The sequence below is a fragment of the Pseudarthrobacter oxydans genome (genome assembly GCF_013314975.1).
GTDB classification, from domain to species: domain Bacteria; phylum Actinomycetota; class Actinomycetes; order Actinomycetales; family Micrococcaceae; genus Arthrobacter; species Arthrobacter oxydans.
The window spans coordinates 128,846-149,085 of sequence record NZ_JABTYH010000002.1 but is presented as its reverse complement, the minus strand read 5'-3'; the positions used below and the strand labels follow the sequence as shown (position 1 = coordinate 149,085).

Annotated in this window: 18 protein-coding genes; 10 read left to right on the top strand and 8 right to left on the bottom strand. The window is 65.5% G+C overall.

Going from position 1 to position 20,240, the window contains the following annotated elements; genetic code table 11:
* Window positions 1-3 precede the first annotated feature (3 nt).
* Complete coding sequence (locus tag HTS88_RS02245) at window positions 4-960, bottom strand: ABC transporter permease (protein ID WP_174175051.1); 957 nt, start codon at window positions 958-960, stop codon at window positions 4-6.
* A 111-nt stretch (window positions 961-1,071) separates the two neighbouring features.
* A complete protein-coding gene (locus HTS88_RS02240) occupies window positions 1,072-2,697 on the bottom strand; it encodes an ABC transporter substrate-binding protein (protein WP_174175048.1) in 1,626 nt (541 codons plus the stop codon).
* A 119-nt stretch (window positions 2,698-2,816) separates the two neighbouring features.
* Between HTS88_RS02240 and HTS88_RS02235 the strand changes: the two genes are divergently transcribed.
* A complete protein-coding gene (locus HTS88_RS02235) occupies window positions 2,817-3,716 on the top strand; it encodes a DUF4862 family protein (RefSeq protein WP_174175046.1) in 900 nt (299 codons plus the stop codon).
* Between the two features lie 52 nt (window positions 3,717-3,768).
* On the opposite strand, the gene HTS88_RS02230 is transcribed toward HTS88_RS02235, so the two are convergent.
* Complete coding sequence (locus HTS88_RS02230; protein WP_174175045.1) at window positions 3,769-5,460, bottom strand: exo-alpha-sialidase; 1,692 nt, start codon at window positions 5,458-5,460, stop codon at window positions 3,769-3,771.
* 175 nt (window positions 5,461-5,635) lie between these two features.
* Here HTS88_RS02230 and HTS88_RS02225 point away from each other — a divergent pair, with 175 nt between their 5' ends.
* Window positions 5,636-8,557: an exo-alpha-sialidase gene (locus HTS88_RS02225; protein ID WP_174175044.1), complete on the top strand. Its 2,922-nt coding sequence runs from the start codon at window positions 5,636-5,638 to the stop codon at window positions 8,555-8,557.
* Window positions 8,558-8,634: 77 nt separating this feature from the next.
* Here the strand turns inward: HTS88_RS02225 and HTS88_RS02220 are convergent, their stop codons facing one another.
* Both HTS88_RS02220 and HTS88_RS02215 read right to left on the bottom strand, forming a co-directional pair.
* Window positions 8,635-9,342: an ABC transporter ATP-binding protein gene (locus tag HTS88_RS02220; protein ID WP_174175042.1), complete on the bottom strand. Its 708-nt coding sequence runs from the start codon at window positions 9,340-9,342 to the stop codon at window positions 8,635-8,637.
* A 43-nt stretch (window positions 9,343-9,385) separates the two neighbouring features.
* A complete protein-coding gene (locus HTS88_RS02215; protein WP_174175040.1) occupies window positions 9,386-10,492 on the bottom strand; it encodes an FtsX-like permease family protein in 1,107 nt (368 codons plus the stop codon).
* Between the two features lie 168 nt (window positions 10,493-10,660).
* On the opposite strand from HTS88_RS02215, the gene HTS88_RS02210 reads away from it, so the two are divergent.
* From HTS88_RS02210 to HTS88_RS02200, 3 genes are all read left to right on the top strand, one after another.
* Complete coding sequence (locus HTS88_RS02210) at window positions 10,661-12,124, top strand: sensor histidine kinase (protein ID WP_174175038.1); 1,464 nt, start codon at window positions 10,661-10,663, stop codon at window positions 12,122-12,124.
* On the top strand, window positions 12,117-12,776 hold the full coding sequence (locus HTS88_RS02205) for a response regulator (protein ID WP_174175036.1): 660 nt from the start codon (window positions 12,117-12,119) through the stop codon (window positions 12,774-12,776). The genes HTS88_RS02210 and HTS88_RS02205 overlap by 8 nt, the downstream gene beginning before the upstream one ends.
* Window positions 12,777-12,843: 67 nt before the next feature.
* On the top strand, window positions 12,844-13,308 hold the full coding sequence (locus tag HTS88_RS02200; protein WP_174175034.1) for a pyridoxamine 5'-phosphate oxidase family protein: 465 nt from the start codon (window positions 12,844-12,846) through the stop codon (window positions 13,306-13,308).
* Window positions 13,309-13,403: 95 nt separating this feature from the next.
* Here HTS88_RS02200 and HTS88_RS02195 read toward each other — a convergent pair whose 3' ends face one another.
* Window positions 13,404-14,609 carry a rhamnogalacturonan acetylesterase gene (locus tag HTS88_RS02195; RefSeq protein WP_310113669.1) on the bottom strand — a complete coding sequence of 402 codons (1,206 nt, stop codon included), beginning with the start codon at window positions 14,607-14,609 and terminating at the stop codon, window positions 13,404-13,406.
* A gap of 395 nt (window positions 14,610-15,004) precedes the next feature.
* Between HTS88_RS02195 and HTS88_RS02190 the strand changes: the two genes are divergently transcribed.
* On the top strand, window positions 15,005-16,054 hold the full coding sequence (locus HTS88_RS02190) for a glycosyltransferase (protein ID WP_174175032.1): 1,050 nt from the start codon (window positions 15,005-15,007) through the stop codon (window positions 16,052-16,054).
* Window positions 16,055-16,059: 5 nt separating this feature from the next.
* Window positions 16,060-16,224: a hypothetical protein gene (locus HTS88_RS02185; RefSeq protein WP_174175030.1), complete on the top strand. Its 165-nt coding sequence runs from the start codon at window positions 16,060-16,062 to the stop codon at window positions 16,222-16,224.
* A gap of 119 nt (window positions 16,225-16,343) precedes the next feature.
* Here HTS88_RS02185 and HTS88_RS02180 read toward each other — a convergent pair whose 3' ends face one another.
* Window positions 16,344-17,435 (bottom strand): LamG domain-containing protein, encoded by a 1,092-nt coding sequence (locus HTS88_RS02180; protein WP_246255900.1) that lies wholly within the window; start codon window positions 17,433-17,435, stop codon window positions 16,344-16,346.
* A 332-nt stretch (window positions 17,436-17,767) separates the two neighbouring features.
* On the opposite strand from HTS88_RS02180, the gene HTS88_RS02175 reads away from it, so the two are divergent.
* The 3 genes from HTS88_RS02175 (at window position 17,768) to HTS88_RS02165 (ending at window position 19,353) form a co-directional block, all read left to right on the top strand.
* Window positions 17,768-18,601 (top strand): response regulator transcription factor, encoded by an 834-nt coding sequence (locus HTS88_RS02175; protein WP_174175028.1) that lies wholly within the window; start codon window positions 17,768-17,770, stop codon window positions 18,599-18,601.
* Between the two features lie 70 nt (window positions 18,602-18,671).
* On the top strand, window positions 18,672-19,091 hold the full coding sequence (locus HTS88_RS02170; protein WP_174175026.1) for a YkvA family protein: 420 nt from the start codon (window positions 18,672-18,674) through the stop codon (window positions 19,089-19,091).
* Window positions 19,092-19,164: 73 nt separating this feature from the next.
* Window positions 19,165-19,353 (top strand): hypothetical protein, encoded by a 189-nt coding sequence (locus tag HTS88_RS02165; RefSeq protein ID WP_174175024.1) that lies wholly within the window; start codon window positions 19,165-19,167, stop codon window positions 19,351-19,353.
* 228 nt (window positions 19,354-19,581) lie between these two features.
* Here the strand turns inward: HTS88_RS02165 and HTS88_RS02160 are convergent, their stop codons facing one another.
* Entirely contained in the window at window positions 19,582-20,232 is a 651-nt protein-coding gene (locus HTS88_RS02160) for a TetR/AcrR family transcriptional regulator (protein ID WP_174175022.1), read from the bottom strand.
* Window positions 20,233-20,240: the final 8 nt, after the last annotated feature.

The following is a 20,240-nucleotide window of genomic DNA, read 5'->3' as shown; positions in this document are numbered from 1 at the left end:
GGGCTATACCGTCCTGATTCGGGGGTTGATAAGCAGGTACAGGAGGTCCACCACGATGTTCACCAGAACGAAGGTGACGGAGATGGTGAGCACCACGCCCTGGACGAGGTTGACGTCGAGGTTGGTGATGCCGTTCAGGATGAGCTGGCCCATGCCGGGCAGGGCGAAGATCATTTCAATCACGACGGCGCCGCCCAGCAGGTAGCCAACGCGCAGTCCCAGCACGGTCACCGGAGTCACCAGTGCGTTGCGAAGGACGTTCCGGGAGACAACCTCACGGTAGGGGACGCCGTTGCCGATGGCTGTGCGGACGTAGTCCCGGTCCAGTTCCTCCACCATCGAGGTGCGGACCACGCGGATCAGTGAGGCTGAGACCGGGATGCCGAGGGCAAGCGCCGGGAGTGCCATGGAGTTAAGCCATCCGCCGAAACCTGATTCCGGCGTCGCAATTCCGCCCGAGGGGAACAGGGGGCTGGAGCCGAGGGCGAACCACTGGATGAGCAGGATGCCCAGCCAGAACGATGGTGTGGCGATTGCGGCTATCGAGAAAACCCGGACCAGCTGGTCCGGCCACTTGTCACGGTAGAGGGCCCCGAGGATTCCGAACACCAGGGACAGGACCACCGCGATGATGACGCCCAGGAATGTCAGCTGGAGTGTGAGCGGGAACGCCGAGCCGATCATGGACGCCACGGACTTGGCGGGCGGCGTGGTGACTCCGAGGTCGAATTGCAGCAGCTTGGCGAGGAACGCGAAGTATTGGACGACCAGCGGATCGTTCAGCCCGTTCTCCTGGCGGTACTGCTGCTTTGCTTCTTCGCTGGCGCCTTCGCCCAGTGCCGAGCTTGCCTGATCGCCGGGGGCGGCCTGCAGGACGAGGAAGACCAGCAGGGTGATGCCCAGGATCATCAATGGCAATGCTGCGAGTCTGCGGCCTAGCAGACGCAATATCGTGACCAATTTATTCTCCGGTGTGTTTGGGTGCTGCAGTTCAAGAACTTGCGAGGCCTGCCCTGCGTGCTCCCGGGGGAACCAGGGACGCAGTGCAGGCCTCGCAACACTGGGGGCTGCCTACGAGGTGCGTCCGACGTCGATGAACGACATGCCGGTGGTGGGCAGGGGCTGGAAGCCGTTGAGCTTCTTGTCATCCCACGCGCTGGGCAGCTGGCGGTGGAAGATCGGGTACAGCGGAAGTTCGTCCGAGACAAGGTTGACGATGTCCCCGGTGATCTTCTTCGCGTCGTCCCCGGCGGCCTGGGAGCCTTTGTCCATGAGTTCCTGCAGCCGGGCGCGCTCAGGGGTGGTCCAGTAGGCGCGCTTGTCCATCCAGGTGGCTCCTGAGTAGAACCAGCTCAGGAGGAGGTCTGCGTCATTGCCAAAAACGGACGGGTCTCCGGGGGCTGCCACAACTGAATAGTCGCCGGTTCCAACACGGTCCGTGTACAGGGCGCCGGACTGGATGCTCTTGACGGAGGCCTTAACCCCGGGGATCTTGTTCCAGGACTCAAGGATCAGCGGGGCCACATCCTTGACCCACGCGGTGTCCGTGGTGAGCAGTTCGAACTCCAGGCTGGTGACGCCGGCTTCCTTCAGCAGCTCTTCGGCTTTGCCGGCATCGTAGCCGTAGACGTTGCTGGCCTTGACGTAGTCCGGGTGGCCTTCCTGGAAGTAGGAGCTGGCCGCTTTCGCGTTGCCGAACAGGGCCTTCTTGATGATGGCGTCCTTGTCGAGGCCGTAGTGCAGGGCCTGGCGGACGAGCTTGTTGTTGAACGGGGCCTTGTTGCAGTTGAACATGAGGAACATCAGTCCGAAGGACTGGACGGATTCAACTTTGACCTTGGACTTGAGCCCGTCGACGTCCAGGTACGGGACGTCTTCGATGGCCTGGACGCGGCCGGACTGGACTGCGGTGACGCGGGCTGCGGCATCCGAGAGCAGGAGCCACGTCATGCCCTTGGCCAGCGCCGGCTTGGGGCCGTTGTAGTCGGCGAACGCCTCGAACACGATCTTGTCGTCCTTGACGGCAGAGACCAGCTTGTAGGGGCCGGTGCCCACGGGGGCGGCGTCGAAGGCTTTGAGGTCCGTGGCCAAGGCCTTGGGGACAACCTTGACCACGGAGATGCGGGGGCCGAAGCCGGGGAAGGGGTACTTGAGGGTGAACTCGACCGTCTTGGCATCAACAGGCTTCACGTCCTGGATGAACGGGATGAACTGCGAGAACAGGGACTTGTTGGCCGGGTCCATGACGCGGGTGAACGAGAAGGCGACGTCCTCGGTGGTGACAGGGGATCCGTCGTGGAACTTGGCGCCGTCGCGGATGGTCACCTGGTAGGTGGTGTCGTTGACCTTCTTGGGGTCCGCGGCCGCCAGGGCGTTGTACGGCTCGCGGGTGGCCGGATGCAGTTCCACGAGGCCCTCGAAGATGTGCAGGTTGGCGGCCATGGGAGTGGCGCCCGAGGAGCTCAGGGGATCGAAACCGGTGGAGAGGGCGTAGGAGATGCCCGCCTCAATGATCAGGTCCTTGTTGATCGCAGCGGCGCTGGCGGAGCCTCCGCTGGTGGTGGTGGCTGCCGGGCTGCCGCACGCAGCGACCGAGGCGGTGAAAGCCGCAGCGACGCCCATGGCGCCGGTCAGCTTGAGGAAGTTCCGGCGGCTGGCGTCATTGACCAGCGGCAGGTTCTTGGAGGAGATGTTCATGAAGGCCTCGCGATTCCAGAAGGTTTATCGGATGTAGGACGTCCGAGCTCGTGGTAAAACTGTAAGTCCCATCACAGTCCATCGTCAAGTGCTTTCGCCCAGTCACACACGGAGTCCAAATGTCCCTCATTGTCGGCGCTTATCCTGCCCAGCCGGAAGAACTGCAGCAGAACTTCTACCAAGCACTGGGCAGCATTCCTTCAATCCGGGGACTGGAACTGCCCTATGGTCCATACGGCGGGAGCCCGTGGCCTGCGGGAGCCCCGGAGGACTGGTCCGCGGTGGTGACCGCGATTCCCGGGACCATGAAGCGGGTGGGCCAGTCTTCCACTTTCGGCCTCGCCTCCAGGGACAGCGAAGGACGGAGGGCGGCATTGGAGTTCGTGTCAGGGTTGCGGGACTATGCCGCCCGCCTTGCAGGCCAGGGGCGCAGGGTGGAGGCGGTGGAGCTGCATTCTGCTCCATCCCTGTATTCCTCGGCGCTCTTGTTTGAGGAGTCCCTCAAGGAAGTACTCGACTGGGAATGGGGCAGTACGCGTGTGCTCGTGGAGCACTGCGATGCCCTGCGGTGGGGCAGCAGGCCGGAGAAAGGGTTCCTGCCGTTCGATGAGGAGGTCAACGTCGTCGCCTCCCTCCAGGCCGAAGGGTGGGGGCAGGTGGGCATCGTGGTTAACTGGGCGCGGTCGGTTATTGAATCAGGGGACACGGGCACCGCGGTTGAGCATCTGCTGCAGGCCCGGGAAGCAGGCGTCCTCGCGGGGGTAATGTTTTCCGGGTGCTCCCCGGAGGCTACAGAGTTCGGTTACCCGTGGATTGACGCCCACCTCCCCGCTGTTGAGGTCGATGGTGCCCCGCCGAGCTCCCTGCTTAACCGCGCCGAGGTCCAACTCTGCCTGGCAGCGGCGGGTCCGGTGGCCATAACGGGCTTCAAGATCGGGCTTCCACAGCAGGGCCTGTCGGTGCAGGATCGGGCAGGGCGCCTGCAGCAGATGTGCGATCTGGTCCAAGCGCGGTCCTGACCGGGAGCGGCCGCCGGACGGGGAACCCGGCGGCAATCCGGCCGTAAGCAGGTCAATGCCAGGGGCGGTGCGCCACGCCGATTTCCCCTGTGGCAGTATCGAAATCAAAGGTCCGTGACGTCCAATGGCGGGAGCCGCCCACCTCCCCCCGGACCGTGTATACCACTTCTGCGGACCCTCGCTTTACCTCCTCTTCGGTCACAGTGTGCGTGGGCATGAAGTAAAGCGCTTCCTCCCCGGGCAGAAGATCCTCGGCAGGGAACGCGGCAGCGCCGGGGCCGTCCAGGCGCACCGCGGTGATCGGGAGGGTGCCGACGTTGCGTGCCCTGCCGGTGAAAGCCAGGATGTCCCCCGCCTTGTAACCGGGTGTGACAGGGCCGTAGTTCAGGTCCTGCGCCTCCCGGGTGCCGATGATTTGCGCCGATTCGTCGGTGTATCCCTGGCCAATCTCCTTCCAGGTATGGGCGTTCCAGCCGTCCGGGTTGGACGGCATGACATGGAAGTCGCCCGCGTTGAGCCAGGTGTCAGGGCGTCCGGGCGTGATGGAGCGCAGTTCAATATCGAATTCCAGGCCCGGGCCGTCCCCGGAGGCAGTTATCGGAGGAGCAGCAAGTTGTTGCGTGAGCTGCTCCGGCGGCACGGAGGCGAAAACTATCTCCCGGTAACCCTGCCGCTCATACAGGACACCGATATTGCCGTCGGGGAGCCGGGCTGCCGTGGAATACGCGGAGCTTCCCGGGCACAGGGCCAGTTTCGCCGGCCACGTGCGGCCGTTGTCCGCTGACAGGCTGAGGACAGTGTTCCGCCGCAGGGCTGTGTCGTGGTTGTTGGTGGCCAGCAGCCACGAGCCGGTGCTGCGGTCCGCCAGGCCGGCCACGTTGGGCAGGCCGTCGAAACGGGCAAGGGAGCCATTGTCGCTCGGATCCGGAAGCTCCTCGACGGGACTCAAGGCACTCCAGGTGGCACCGCCGTCGTCCGAGGTTGCCGCGAGGCGGTGCGGCATGCTGCGGCTGTGCAGCAGGAGACGGCCGTCCGCCAGGGCAGCCACCTTGTTCTCGTTGGGGCTGAAGCCGTGCGTCTGCCCGCCGACAAGCTGGCCGAGGGCCCAGGAGTGTCCGTGGTCATCGCTGTACGCGGAGGCGGCCATGATGGTGCCCTCGCACAGGACAACGAACTGCTGCACCAGCCGGCCTTTATAAGGTCCTGAATGGACCTGGATGCCCTGGCCGGCGGCAGCAAAGATTCCCGTAACCGGGCGGTCCGTACTCCCTTTCAGTTGGCCGGTGATCCTGCGGTGCTGCCATGTCAGGCCATCGTCGTCGGAAAAGCTTAGGTCGCAGTGCTGGACGTCTTCATCGTCCGGGTCCTCTCCGGTAGTGGCTTCGAAGAACCCCGCACGGGTGCCGGCCGCATGGAAAAGAAAAATGCGCTGCGTATCCATATCCACCAGCAGGCTCGGATCCCCGAAACCCTCAAGGCCTGTCCCGGTGCGGACCACCTCCTGGCTGTCCCACGTCCGGCCGCAGTCCGTGCTGCGGCGGATCAGCAGGTCAATGGGGCTGGGCAGGTCATCAAGATTCGGCCGGCCGTCGTAGGCCGCCAGCACAGTCCCGTTCGCGGTGACGCAAAGGGCGGGGATGCGGTACTGCCGGTAGCCGCAGGTTCCGCGGGTGGCGAGGACGTGCTCCACAGCCGGAAGCGCGAGGGGAAGCGGGGCATGGGACTGATAGATGTAGGACGTCACCTCTCAAGTCTAGCAATGTGAAGCAGACCACTATACGGTGGTAGGACGTCGTATGTAGAAGGAATAATTCTCGGCCTTTAGCGACGGTCACCTCACCAGGCCCGCAATGCAGCGGCTCCCCGAAAGGACACATGATTTGGGTTCCACGAAGAGAAGAACCAGACGCATAACAGTGATGGGAAGGAGCACAGGAGCAGGGGCACTGGCCCTCGCCCTGCTGGCCGGAACTGTTCCCGCAGCCCAGGCCGCCCCCATCCCGCCGAACAGCCCCACCGCACCTCCCGGGACTTTTTCGGAAATGAACCTGGCGGCAGACCGGACCGCCAGCAACTTCTTCTATCGCATCCCGGCCATGACATATCTGGGAAACGGCGTGGTCCTGGCCTCCTGGGACGGCAGGCCCGGAAGCGCCGCCGACGCCCCGAATCCCAACTCGATCGTGCAGCGGCGCAGCACCGACGGCGGCCGCACCTGGGGCCCCGTGCAGGTCATCGCTGCTGGCCACCCCGGCAACTCCACCACCCCCAAATACGGCTACAGCGATCCCTCCTACATTTTTGACGCCGAGACGGGCAAGGTGTTCAACTTTTTCGTCTACTCCAAGGACCAGGGCTTCTTCGGCAGCCAATACGGAAACGACGATGCTGACCGCAGCGTCATTTCCTCCGCCGTTATCGAGTCCTCCGACGGCGGCGTCACATGGAGCCAGCCGCGGCTGATCACCAGCGTCACCAAGCCCGGCACCAGCAAAACGAACCCCGCAGCCGGTGACGTCCGCTCAAACTTTGCCTCCTCCGGGGAAGGGATCCAGCTCAAGTACGGCCAGTACAAGGGGCGCCTGATCCAGCAGTACGCCGGTGATGTCCGGCAGGCTGACGGCACCAACAAAATCCAGGCCTACAGCGTCTACTCGGATGACCACGGCGCCACCTGGCACAAAGGCGCCAACGTGGGTGACCGCATGGATGAAAACAAAACCGTGGAACTCTCGGACGGCCGGGTCCTCCTGAATTCCCGCGACAACGCCAACCAGGGCTACCGCAAAGTGGCGATCTCCACCGACGGCGGCGCCACCTACGGCCCCGTAACGCAGGACACGGAACTCCCGGACCCGGCCAACAACGGGGCCATCGCCCGGATGTACCCGGCAGCGGCGCAAGGGTCCGCTGACGCCAGGAAGCTGATCTTCACCAACTCCAACTCCAAGACCGGCCGGGAGAACGTATCGGCCCGCATTTCGTGCGACGACGGCGCCACCTGGCCAGGGGTCCGCACCATCCGCCCGGGCTTCTCCGCGTACTCCACCGTGACCCGGCTCGAAGACGGACAGTTCGGGGTCCTGTACGAGGGCAACTACACGGACAACATCACGTTCTCCAAGTTCGACGACGCATGGTTGAACTACGTCTGCGCGCCGCTGTCGGTACCGGCTGTCACCACGGCACCCGGGGCCACCCAGCAGGTCCCCGTCACCATCACCAACCAGGAAGCCACCACGCTTTCAGGCGCGACCGCCACGGTCTACACCCCCAGCGGCTGGTCCGCCACCACGGTTCCCGTTCCCGACGTCGCGCCCGGCGCCGCGGTGACAGTCAACGTCGACCTGACCGCCTCAACCAGCGCCAGCGGTCCACAAAACCTCAACGCGGCCGTCACGACGGCGGACGGCCGGGTCTCCCAGCACACCTTCACGGCCACCGTTCCCGTCGCGCAGCAGGTGGGCCTCTCCGTCACAGGAACCGCACCCGCCAGGGACGTCATCGCCAACCCGTACCGTGAGGGCGAGGTACTGGGCTATTCGTTCAACGTCAAGAGCACGGCCAACGTTACGGCGAACTCGGTGCCCGTGTCCGGCACCTTCGACGCCGGCTTCCTGCCGCCGTCGGCTCCCAACTGCCGCTACAACAACCTTGCCGCTGGTGCCAGCTACAACTGCACCACGGCAAAGCACACGCTGACGGCCGAGGACATCGCGCGCGGCTACTTCGTCCCACAGGCGAGCTTCACCATCACAGCCAGCTCGACGCCGACGCTCACCAAGACGGTTACGTTTACCGGTGCTGCCGTTGCGTTGCGGGACGGACTGGTTGCAGCGGACATCAGCGGCGCCCGCAACGACGCCGGCCGTGACCTGGCCACCCAGCCCTACACCGCCGGGGAAGCCCTTCCCTACACATTCAATGTGGCCAACACCAGCCCGCTGACCGAAAAAGTCGTTCCCACGGCCGGCAACTTCAGCCCCTTCGTCCCCGAAGGCCCCGGCAACTGCCGCTACGGTGTGCTGCCGGCCGGCCAGAGCTACGCCTGCACCACCCCGCGCCATGAAGTCACCGCCGCCGAAGCCGAACAGGGCTTCTTTGTTCCGGCCACCACATGGGAGGTCAGTTCTGCCGGGCAGACTGCGCGGACCTACACCGTTGATGGCGGGGAAGTGGACCTCAAGGTCCGTGATCCACGGCTTGAGGGCACCGTAGCAACGGAGTGGAAAGACACCGACGGGGACCGGTATGCCTCCGCAGGCGACACCGTCACGTACACCTACACCCTGGGCAACGCGGGCAATGTCTCCCTGACGGAACTGAGCGCACCCGACGCCTCCATCCAGGAACCAAGCCTCGGGGTGGGCGGCACCGTAACGGCAACCCGCGACTACGTCCTGACCGCTGCCGACATCGCCGCCGGGCGGCTGGACGCTGTGGAGCTCAAGGCAACCGCCGCGAACGGCACACAGCAGGTCTCCGCAACACTGGCCGGTGGCGAAACTGTCCTGGACCTGCAGCCGGCGCGCCCGGACACCGCTCCCGCGCTGACCGTGCAGGACCTCGAGGAACAGCTTCCGCCGTTTGATCTGGGCACGGCGGAGAAATACCGCAACGGCCAGAAAGTCGTCCTCAACGGCCTCGAATACGGCCAGTGGTACTACGTCTACCTCAACAAGCACAGCCACCGCATCGGGTGGATCTTTCCCACCACGGACAACACGGTGGAATTCATCCTGCCGGCAGACGTCCAGAACGGACGCGACGACGTTGTGGTCCTCGACCAGGACGGTAAGCAGGTCTCCTTCGACAGGCTGCAGGTGACACCCAAGGGATAAGCGGAAGGCAACAGCCGGTGAACGTGCCGGTGTTGCCGGATGGCCCCGGCGGAGATCCCGCCGGGGCCATCCGTGCCTCAGGCGCCGGTCAGCACGGGGGCGGTGAGAGCCCCGTCCCGCATGGTGGCCACGGCATCGGTCAGCGGAACAAACTCCGTGTCATGGGTGACCAGTACGGTGCCCACGTTGAACTCGGCGGTCACCCGGCACAGCAGCCGGATGATTGAGGCGCTGCGCTCGTGGTCCAGTGCCGCCGTCGGCTCGTCCACGAGCAAGACTTTCGGGTTCCCCATCAGCGCCCTGGCGATGTTGACCCGTTGGCGCTGACCGCCGGAGAGCTGGTGGGGGAGCTTCCCGGCGCTCGCGGACAGGCCGACGACGTCAAGGAGTCCGGCGGCCTTCTTCCGGGCGGCCTTCACGGGCTTTCCGCGGAGGTGGTCGCCGATGATGAGCTGTTCGGCAGCCGTGAGCGACGGGAGCAGGTTGGGCTGCTGGAAGATGATGCCCACCTTGCTGCGCCGCAAGGCCGTGAGGGCCCTGTCCGGGAGGCCGGTTGTGTCAGTACCGTCGATGGTCACCTGCCCGCTGGTGGGGCGCACCAGGGTGGCGGCTGCGGCAAGAAGGCTCGATTTCCCGGAGCCGGACGGCCCGACGAGTGACACCACGTGCGCGGCGGGGACTGCCAGGCTGACGCGGTCCAGTGCGGTGGTGGTGCCGCCGCCGTCCGGGTATTCGAGGGTGACATTGAGCAGTTCCAGCGGAGCAGGGGTGGAGCAGGCAGACATCGGGTTCCCTTTCACAGGATTGGAGTTTGGGGAGGCGGGGGCGTCAGTTGCCGCCGAGGGCCAGCAGGGCATCGATCTTGGTGACGCGGCGGACAGCCAGCGCTGCCCCGGCCAGCCCCAGGGCAACAATCCCGACGACGGGAAGCAGCGTGGTGGCAGGGCTGAGGAGGAAGGGGGCCGCCTGGGCGGCAAGCAGCCCGGCCGCGACGCCGGCAATCCCGCCCAGCCCGGCCCCGGCCACCAGGACGATCGCCGCCTGCGTCATGGCATCGCGCAGGATGTACGCCCCCGGAGCCCCCATGGCCTTCAGGACGGCAATGTCGCGGGTCCGCTGGATGGTCCACACGGTCAGGAACGCCACAATCACCAGGGATGAGATGCCGTAGAGGAAGGCCTGCATGAGGGTCAGCGAGCCGTTCTCGCTCTTGAACGAGCCCAGCGCCTGGAAGGAATCCGTCCGGGAGGCACTGACCGTATTCGCCGCAGCATCCGCGGCGGCCTCATCCACTTCCGCGCCGTCCTGGTAGGTGACGGTAATAACGGTGGCAAGCTGGCCGCCGTCGGACACGTGGGCCAGCCCGGACCAGGCCGGAAGCGCCGTCCACACAACGCTCGTATGGGCGTACCACTGGTCCTCAACGACCGCGGCCACGGCAAGTTCCACCCCGCTGATGCTCAGGGCGTCCCCCTGCTCAAGGGTCAGGGCTTCAGCCACGGAGGCGCCCACCACAGCGGTGCCGGCGGCTACGTCCACGGGCGCCAGCCCGCTGCCGGGTGCCACCCCGAACACGGCCACATTGGTGGTGCCCGAGCCGGCGCCCGCACCCTGGGCCCGGGTCTGGGTGATCCCCACCGGCTCGGCAGCGCGGACACCCGGCCGGTTTCGCCAGCTCTCCGCCTGGGCCGCCGTCACGGTGCTTTCGGTAAATGAGGCTTTAGGGGCGTTGGAGCCGGGGGCCCCGAACACCACGGTGTCCACGGGCGCGCCGGCGGCAGCCCCCAGCTTTCCGATGGCGGAGGTCGACTGTTCAGCCAGACCGGCAGTCAGGCCGGACAGCATCACGAGGAGCAGGGTAATCAGGGCCACCACGCCGCCCATCATGGCGAACCGGCCCTTGGCGAAACGGATGTCGCGGATTGCCAGAAACACGTTGTTCTTCTCTCGGTTGGTTCCAGTGGATAAGGTCTCCATCCACTGTCCCGTCCGCCCGCCCGCGGTCCATCGGGCGGGCAGTTGATCCGCCACGGAGGAAAGGTGGAACCCGGGGTCAACCTTTTGATTGACCCTCCGCCGGCCGGGCGCGCATAAGCTGGTGGCATGTCCGCCACCCCTGCCCTGAACACTTCCGGCGGACCCGGCAGACCCGGCGCCGCAGGCACTGGCTCCTCCGGCGCCCATGCACCCAAGGACCCCCTGAGCGCAGTGGAATCGGCGTCCTCGGAGGCGATCCTGAGGGTGCTGAGGGTCACGCTCCACATCGGGTTCGCAGCCCTGCTGGTGGTGGGCGTGGTCCGGCTGCTGGCGCCCGGCCCCCGGGGCTCCTTCCCGTTCCTGTGGTCGGGCCTGGCGCTGGTCCTGGCGGCGGTGTACCTCACCGGGACCGTGCTGGAACACCGCCACGCCGCGGGCCGGATCCGGTTCAATCCCCGCCGCTACGGCCTCCAGTGGCTGGCGGCGGTGACAGCGCTGTGGGTCCTCCTGCTGGCGGGGAGCGCCGACTTTGCGTGGCTGGCGTTCCCCCTGTTCTTCCTGCATCTGCACCTGCTGCCGCGGCGTGCCGCGCTGCTGACCATCGCACTGATGACAGCCGCGGTCATCGCCTCCCAGTGGTCCGCCAGCGGTGACCCGGTTCCGCACGCGGCCGCCGTCGTCGGCCCGCTGTTTGGTGCCGCCTTCGCCGTCATCACCGGCCTTGCGTATGTTGCGCTGTACCGGGAGGCGGAGAACCAGCGGCGGGCCGCGGATGAACTGCGCCGCACCCGCCAGGAACTGGCGGCATCCCAGCATGAAGCCGGGGTGCTGGCGGAACGGGAGCGGCTGGCCCGGGAAATCCACGACACCCTGGCGCAGGGCCTCTCCAGCATCGTGCTGCTTGCACGGGCTGCGGAGCAGTCGCTGGCGCACGGGGATCCGGTAACCGCAGGGTCGCGGGTGGCGATGATGCAGCAGACGGCTGCAGACAACCTGGCCGAAGCCCGGAGCTTTGTCCGCGGCCTCTCCTCCCCCCAGCTGCACGACACCACGCTGGTGGAGGCCCTGCGCCGGCTCTGCGAAGAGACCGGACGGAGCGCAGCGGCCGGGGGAGCGGCGCTCCGCTGCCGGCTGGAGGTGGACGGGGAGCCGGCCGAACTGCCGCAACCGCACCAGGTGGCGCTGCTCCGCGCGGCCCAGGCGAGCCTCGCGAACGTCCGCGACCACGCCAGCGCAGGCAACGCCGTGGTCACGCTCACCTTCCTTGGCACGGAAGTCACCATGGACATTTACGACGACGGCGTGGGCTTTGACCCTGACCTCGCCGCCGGGGCAGGAGCGGCCGGGGCAGGAAGCGCTGGGGCGGGAAGCTCCCGGACAGGAGCTGCCGGGACAGGAAGCGCTGGGGCTGGAACAGCCGGGGCAGGGCACGACGGCGGCGCGGACGGCAGCGGATTCGGCCTCCGTTCATTGCGGGAAAGGGTAGAAGCCCTCAGCGGTTCCCTGGAGCTGGAGACCGCCCCGGGCGAGGGAACCGTGGTGGCCATCCGCCTGCCGCTCGACCCTGCCGGGGGAGATGCCGGTGACTGACGTGCGCGTCCTGCTGGTGGACGACCATCCTGTGGTCCGCGCCGGGCTGAGGGCCATGCTCACCGAGTTTGACGGCATCTCCATCGCAGCGGAGGCCGCGGACGGGAAAGCCGCCCTGAACGAACTCTCGCGCCTGGCGATGCTGGGCGAAGGCGTGGACGTGGTGCTGATGGACCTGCAGATGGGCGCGGGCATGGACGGGGTAGCCGCCACCGCCGCGATCCGGAAGCTGGCTGCGCCCCCGCCCGTCCTCATCCTGACCACCTACGACACCGACGCCGATATCCTCTCCGCCGTAGAGGCCGGCGCCAGCGGCTACATGCTCAAGGACGCCCCGCCGGAGCAGATCAGGCAGGCCGTGTTCGCTGCGGCCGCGGGGGAAACAGTCCTGGCACCGCGGGCCGCCGCATTGCTCATGAAACGCATCACCAACCCGGGCACCTCACTCACCCCGCGGGAGGTCCAGCTGCTCGAACTGCTGGCCACCGGGCTGTCCAACCGCGCCATCGCCAAACAGGTGTTCATCTCGGAAGCCACGGTCAAAACGCACCTGGTCCACATCTACGGGAAGCTCGGCGTGGACAACAGGACGGCAGCCATCGCGGCCGCCACCCGGCGCCGGATCATCCGTCCGCCCGGGCAGGCAGGCTGAGCGGGCTTGAGCGCACGGGAAGGAAGACCCTACTCCCGCCGGTTCACGGAGGCCTAGACTTCGGGCCATGGAGAACTCACCCTCGGGACCCAAAACTGAAATCCTGCCCGAGGAGGAATGCTGGAAGTACCTGCGTTCCTCCTACATCGGCAGGCTGGCAGTCATTAACGGCACCACCCCGGAAATTTTCCCCGTGAACTTTGTACCCGCGGAAGGGGCCCTGTATTTCAGGACCGCCCCCGGCACCAAGCTGTACTCCCTGCTTGCAGGAACCCTCGTGGCCCTGGAAACAGACGGGCTCAACGCGTACAGCACGGAAGTGTGGAGCGTGGTGGTCAAAGGGATACCCGAGCCCGTGGCAGACGGCAACGTGCCCCTTGAACTGGCCGATCCGGACCGTGAACCGTGGGAATCCGGCCTCAAGGAGCACCTGATCCGGATCAATCCCACGGAAGTCACCGGCCGCAGGTTCCACGTCCAGGCGCGGACCCGATGGTGGCCGCCGCAGGACTTCTCCGCTGACTGGATCTAGGAAACTGGATCCAGGAACCCCTGGGTCCAGGGAACGTGATGCAGGAAACCCTGTCTAGAGATCCTGCTCGGCGGTCCTGGTCCAGCAACTCTGCCCTATAGGCCCTGGCGGTAAAGGTCCTCTGCCACCAGCCGCGCCAGTTCTGAGGCGCCGGCCCGGTTGGGGTGCAGGGTGTCTCCCGTCATGAACAGCGCCAGGGTGGCTTCCGGGCCAATCTTCGTGAAGTAGGCGGACGCCAGGACGTTCAGGTCAACCAGGTGCACGCCTTCCTCCTCCGCCAGGGCAACCGTTGAGTTGCGGTACCAGCGGTTGACCGAGGTGTGTACCCCGTCCACGAAGTCCGTGGCGCGGCCCTGCGGGGTGACCAGCACCGGCGTAGCACCGGTGGCAGCCACCTGGCGGACCATGTCACGCATGATCTCCTTGAACTCCGCCTCCGTGGTGGCGTTCTTGGCTGCCGTGTCGTTGATGCCCATTTCCAGCAGGAACAGGTCTCCTGGCTTGATGTACTGGAGGATGGCTGCGAGCTGCCCGTCATTGCGGAAGCCCCGGGCAATCTGTCCGCCGGTGGCCATGTTCCGGATGTCGAACGCGGCCGGGTCCACGTACTGGGGCAGCATCTGGCCCCAGCCTCCCTGGATGCTGTTGTGCAGCGGGTAGTAGCTGGCCACGGTGGAGTCGCCGCCCACCCAGATGGTGGGGTCCATCTCCGGGTGGCGTGAGACCTTGTCGATCTCCAGCGAGCTCAGGGTAAAGGCCGTGCCAACCTTGCCCTCCGTAACCAGCAGGTTCAGCTGGCCGTCCGTCACCGGAATCTCAAAGGAGGCCGTGGCGCCGTTTCCGGTTAGGTTCATTTCCTGGAACACGCCTTCGGCCGCGATGCTGGCCCGGGAGGTGTCGCCCAGCGTGACAGTGACCCTGTAGAGGCCTTCCTTCAGGTCCACGTTGAATGTGTTGGCGCTCTTGGTCCCGAACTGGAGGAAGCGTACGGCATCGCTCCCGGCCCCGGTGCCCTTGGCGGAAACGTTGGCCATGTGCTCAGGGGTGTTGAAGCCATACCTGGCTTCGGGGCTGTAGGCGTCTGCGGCGCTGACTCCGGTGTACCCGTGCTCCACGGGCCCGCTCCCGAAGTCGAAGCGGTAGTTGCTGGGTTCGGCGTAGGCGGCCGGCGTGGTGGCAACCATGCCGGCCCCACCCAGCAGGGCTGCTGCGGCGAGGCCGGCAGCCAGGGATTTCCTGGCCGACCCGGCATGGGTGGGTGAAGAGCCTGGGTTATTGGATGTGGGGGCAGCAAGGGTCACGGTCATCTCCTTTGATGAGGACAAGAGGTTTTGTATCGTTTCAGAACGGACGTTACATAATTTGTAACAGTGCATTCCGTGAGTAGTCAAGAGATTTTGTGCGGATTCTGTGCGCTTCTGGTTCTTCTTGTTGCCCCTCGAGGCCGGGCGCCTACTGGTATCGGAGACCCCGGCGCCTCTCCTGAGTCTCAAGGCCGCAGCATCCTGCGGTGAGGTGCGTGCGGCCGTCTTGATTGAAGCTTGTAGTTTCTTTGCTTCTTCTGTGCAAGTGATTTGAGTTCGCGTTGAAACACTCAAAGCCAATAGAACTTCAAATGGTTTCAGCGGGGAAAAATGTGCGCGGCGTCGCAATTACAGGCATCATTCATGCTTGAGCTTTTGGCAGGGGCACCCCTGTGATCACGGTCATCATCCCGGCCCACAATGAGGCCGCGGGAATCCATGCGACGCTCTTGTCCCTCCAAAACCAGACACTAATCCCGGACCGGGTAATTGTGGTTGCAGACAATTGCACCGATAAAACGGAAGCTATTTCCCTGGCGGCAGGCGCCGAGGTGGTATCAACCGTTGGGAATACGGACAAGAAGGCCGGTGCCCTCAACTTCGTGCTCGCTGAACTGCTGCCGGAGGCTGCACCCGAGGACATGATCCTGGTGCAGGACGCCGATTCGCAGCTCTCGCCGGACTTCATTGAGCGCTCGGTGAGGCACCTCACGGCTGATTCGCGGCTTGGCGCCGTGGGCGGTGTGTTCCGGGGCGGCGAGGGTGGCGGGTTCGTTGGCCACCTGCAGAGGAATGAATACGCCCGGTACGCCAGGGACGTGCGGCGGCTGCACGGCAAATGCCTGGTGGTCACCGGCACGGCCGCACTGTTCCGGGTCCGGACGCTCCGTGACGTGTCAGCGGCCAGGCTGGATGGCACGCTCCCTCGTGGCAACGGCAGGGGCGGCGTCTACGACACGTCGGTCCTGACCGAGGACAACGAGTTGTCCTTTGCCCTGCTGACGCTGAAGTACCGGATCAAATCCCCCGCCGACTGCACCCTGGTGACAGAGGTCATGCCCACCTGGCGGGAGCTCTGGGCGCAGCGCCTGCGGTGGAAGCGCGGGGCGGTGGAGAACTGCGTCCAGTACGGCTGGACGCGGGTCACCCGGCCCTACTGGGGGAGGCAGTTTCTTTCGGTGGCCGGTGTCCTGGTGACGCTCGGCTACCTCAGCACGGTGGCGGTTGCACTGGGCACGGGAGCAGGGCTGCACATCCAGCCGTTCTGGCTTGCCGTGACCGGTGTCTTCGTGATCGAACGGGTGGTGACGGTGCGGCTCCGGGGATGGAGATACATGCTCGCGGCCGCCACCATGTACGAGCTGGTGATCGACCTTTTCCTGCAACTGGTTCACGCGAAGGCGTACACAGACGCAGCGTTTAACAAAAAGAAAGCCTGGTAAGAACCATGTATAACAATCCAGCAGTTCCCGCAGCAGCCGGAGCCGGTTCCGGAACCCTCGCCATGACCGGCGCGGGGGACGTGTTCTGGTTCGCCCTCGCGGCCTTTGCGCTCCTTGCGCTGGGCCTGGCCATCAAGAGGATCGTCCCGGTCCGCGGGACGAAGGCCTGAGCCAAAGGCTGTCCCTGGGGCCAGCCCCGGTGAAACGCAGGGCGTCCTCACGGGCGCCCTGCGTTTCCCATGCCGGGCCCAACCGCCGGCATGCCAGGTTTCCAGACACTCCAGGCGGGTCAGGTCACCACGCTGACCACGTTGGAGCACCCCGCGGCATCGCACACTTTGTAGGACGTGGTTTTGCCACCCTTGATTTTGTTGACGTAGGAGCCCGTGTTGGCCACGGTCTTCGATGTCCCGTTGATCCACAGGGTGACGCTGGTGCCGGTGGCCCCCGTCCACGCAAGGGTAGTGGTGCTGACCGACTTTGCCTTGGTGGTGGCGGCGCTCAGCTTGATGGCCGAGACGGGTTCCGCGGGCGCTGGGCCGGAAGCGGCGACGAAGGAGAAATCCCTGATCACCACGCTTTCCGGTTTTACACGGGCAGGATCCCCGCCGCCGCCCCCGGTGACCCAGAGGTTGAAGTGGATCTGCTCCTGGGCCGGCACCGGGACGGTGGCCCCTTCCAGGACGGTGCGCTTCAGCAGGCTCCCGGCGAATCCTTCGCCGGCGAAGGTTTCGAACGTGATCTTCCCCGGCTCCCACACCATACGGTGGGTGGTGATCGGGTCCGGCGTGACGTCGAAGACCGTGGTGTTGTTGCCCTCGCCGGGAGGCTTGGTGGCATCAAACCAGTAGCCGTGGCCCTGGGTCACCGGCCAGGATTGCCCGTACGCGGCGCCGCCGCCCCAGGCGGAGGCCTCGCAAAGGTCGATTTCGTTATAGCCCGGTTCGGCGAGGGGATCGTAGGTGAACAGGCAGCCCCACACCACCTCTTTCTGCAGCGTTTGCAGGTTCTTTTCCACGGTGGTGCTGTAGGTCCCGTACCCGAACCCTTTCCGCGTGGACTGGAACTCGGCTCCCACAGGAGCTTCACCGGTGGGATTGGTCAGGTTCATGGTGATGTGGCCGTTGGCGTCCGGGTTGCTGACGTTCGCGGCTGCGAAGGCCTTGTTGTACTGCGGGGCGCCGCCCCAGAACCGCTTCTCCCAGTTGAAACCCTTCCAGGCGAAGTTGCCTGCGGGCCCCGGATTGGGATCCATGGGCGTGGTGTCCGCTGCCTGGGCGGGCGGCACGCAGGCAAGCATTGCGACGGCGGCCGCTGCCAGCAGTGCCAGCGGTTTCGTCCGGCGCGTGGGATGTGAGACAAAAAAACGAAAATCAGCCATGAAACGCCCCTTTTCGGTTGCTCCCAGCGAGCAATTGCGCCCCTGAGGAGCACACGTTGATCTTCAGCCAGGAACTCTGCAGAAGGCAATAGCTCAACAGACTTGATTTTTAGTGAGGCAAATCTCAGAAAATACGCAATATTTGCCAAAGCTCAAGAACTGCTCAATTTGGACGAAGCAAATAAGCTCACTTGCAATTACTGGGCTAGGCTCATACCCGTCCCAAGGTGCGGAATAATAAAAGCAATCCATATTGCCCGTTTCTCCGAATGTTCCTTGAATGTGCTTGAGGGAAACCTGGGCGCAACATGAAGTGAAGCTTGGGGGAGTGCATGGTGGAGCGCGGTGTTGCCGTGGTGGTGGAAGACGACGACGACATCAGGACAACGCTGACGGAAGTGCTGCAGCAGTCGGGGTTCGCCGTCCATTCAACATCCTCGGGCGTTGCGGGCGTGGATGCCGTCCGTGCACACAACCCGGACATTGTCACCATGGATGTTGGCCTTCCGGACTTTGACGGCATTGAGGCGTCCCGGCGGATCCGGACGTTCAGCGACGCCTACCTCATCATCGTCAGCGGCAGGGTGGACGAGGCCGACACCCTGATGGGGTTCGAGGCCGGCGCGGACGACTATCTCACCAAACCCTTCCGCCCGCGTGAACTGCGTGCCCGGATTGCGGCCATGCTCCGGCGGCCGCGGACCCTGCGGGAGGCGCCGGCGGAGCGGGCGCTTCCGCCACGAAGGGGCGATCGGCACTCACCGCCGCAAGCCCAGCACGCTGACCCTCACGGGCCGCACGCGGGTACGGAGGGTGAACCCGGTTCGCCTCCGGCGCCGGGCTGCTGCGATTTCGCCCACCGGGGACTGACCCTCCATGAGGCGTCCCGCCAGGCGTCGATCAATGGGGAACCCGTGGACCTGACGCGCACCCAGTTCGACATCCTCCTGGTCCTGATGGAGAACGGGCGGACCGTCCAGACCAAGGCGGACCTGGTGCGGCGGCTCCGCAACGAGCCGTACAACACAGGCTCCTTTGTCACCGCGGGGGAAGAACGCGCCGTCGAGGTGCATGTGGGCAACCTGCGCAAGCGCCTGGGCGACAGCTCCCAGAATCCCCGCTGGGTGGAGACCGTCCGCGGCGTGGGCTACCGGATGACGCCGTAGCAGGAGCGTTCCGTGGCGTACCCTCAGTCAGAAGCCGGCGTCCACCACCGGCCCTGTGAAAGAGGCGGAAATGACCTGGGAAACCGTCGCTGGAATTGCGGCCGGCCTGCTGCTGGCGTACGCGGTGCTCCTTGTGCTCCTGTGGATCTATGCGCGGCGCCACCCCGAGACCGTCTCCATGAAGGACGCGCTGCGCCTGCTCCCGGACCTGCTCCGGCTGGTCCGGAGGCTGGCCGCTGACCGGACACTGGCCGCCGGTGTCCGGGTGCGGCTGGTGCTGCTGCTCGCCTACCTGCTCCTCCCCATCGACCTGGTGCCGGACTTTGTACCGGTGATCGGCTATGCGGATGACGCCGTGATCGTGGCGCTGGTGCTTCGTTCGGTGCTCAAACGGGCGGGTCCCGGGGTGCTTGAGCGGCACTGGCCCGGAAGTCCGGCGGGCCTGGAGATGATCCTCCGCGCGGCGGCGCCCGTCCGCCGTCGGCCTTAAATTCCTGGGCTGTATCCGCGCCTTTCCTGCCGGGGGCTGTTAGCGTGAAGGACCGGCCAATGAAGGAGGAGCGATGACTGTCAACTCACCAGATTCACTGCCTGAGGATGATCCGCAGGAGGGTACGGCCACTGCGCAGGGGAAGGGCGACGGCGGTGTTCCCGGCAAGGATGACGGCGTGGGGATCGGCGCGGATGCCGAACCCAACACGTTTGAACCCGAAGAGGATCCGGACGCCACGGATGCGCCCGAAGCCGATTAGGGCCTGAAGCAAGCGCTTAATCACCGCTGCTTGTGCACGGTGCTGCGTCCGGCAGCACTGCTTGAACGGTCTCTGCTCAATGTTTAATCAAGATTTGCGGCAACCCTGCGAAATGGACGTTCGGGACTCTAGGCGGCTGTAAGTTTCTATCTGTTTCCACGTTATTCCCCAACACGGAAGCACCAGGGAGCCCCCGCGCTGGAGCCAGACTCGCGCGGGGGCTCCGCCTCATGTGGCAGCAGTTTCCCCTGCCGGAGCAGCGGGGAGCAGCTTCTGGAGCGCCCCGGCGAGGAGCTGTTCCGTCCCGGCATGCGGGTGCCCCGGGTTGCCGCTGTTCTGCTGTTCCAGGGTGAACCGGAGTATTCCCGGAATGAGGTGGGCTATCAAGGCGCTCTGGGCTCGGGTCTCCTCCGGAGGTTCGTTTGCAGGCGCGGAGCGGCGCAGCCGGAGATAGAGGACCTCCTTGAGCTCCTCGTACACGTCGGAAAGCCGTTCAATCTCCTTCTGCATCAGGGCCGGGGTGCGGCTGATAATGCCCATCCGGTCTGCTGCCAGGGCCCTGTCCTCGGTGCCCACGGGAGCGAGGGTCGCCAGGAGGTCCAGGATCCCAGCCAGCAGATCCGGTGAGTCCGAGGCCAGGAACTCCCGTACGCGCCGTTCATCCAGCCTGCCGGGTCCGGCCCCGAGGATCGCCTGGTCCTTTGTCTTGAAGTAGTTGAAGAACGTCCGCTGTGAGACACCGCTGGCAGCGCAGATCATGTCCACTGTGACGGCCTGGAAGCCGTGCTCCTGGACCAGGCCCACGGCGCTCCGCTCAATGGTGAGCGCCGTCGCGGCCTGCTTGCGCTGGCGCAGGCCGGGTTCCCGCTGGTCTGTCATGCGTGGTT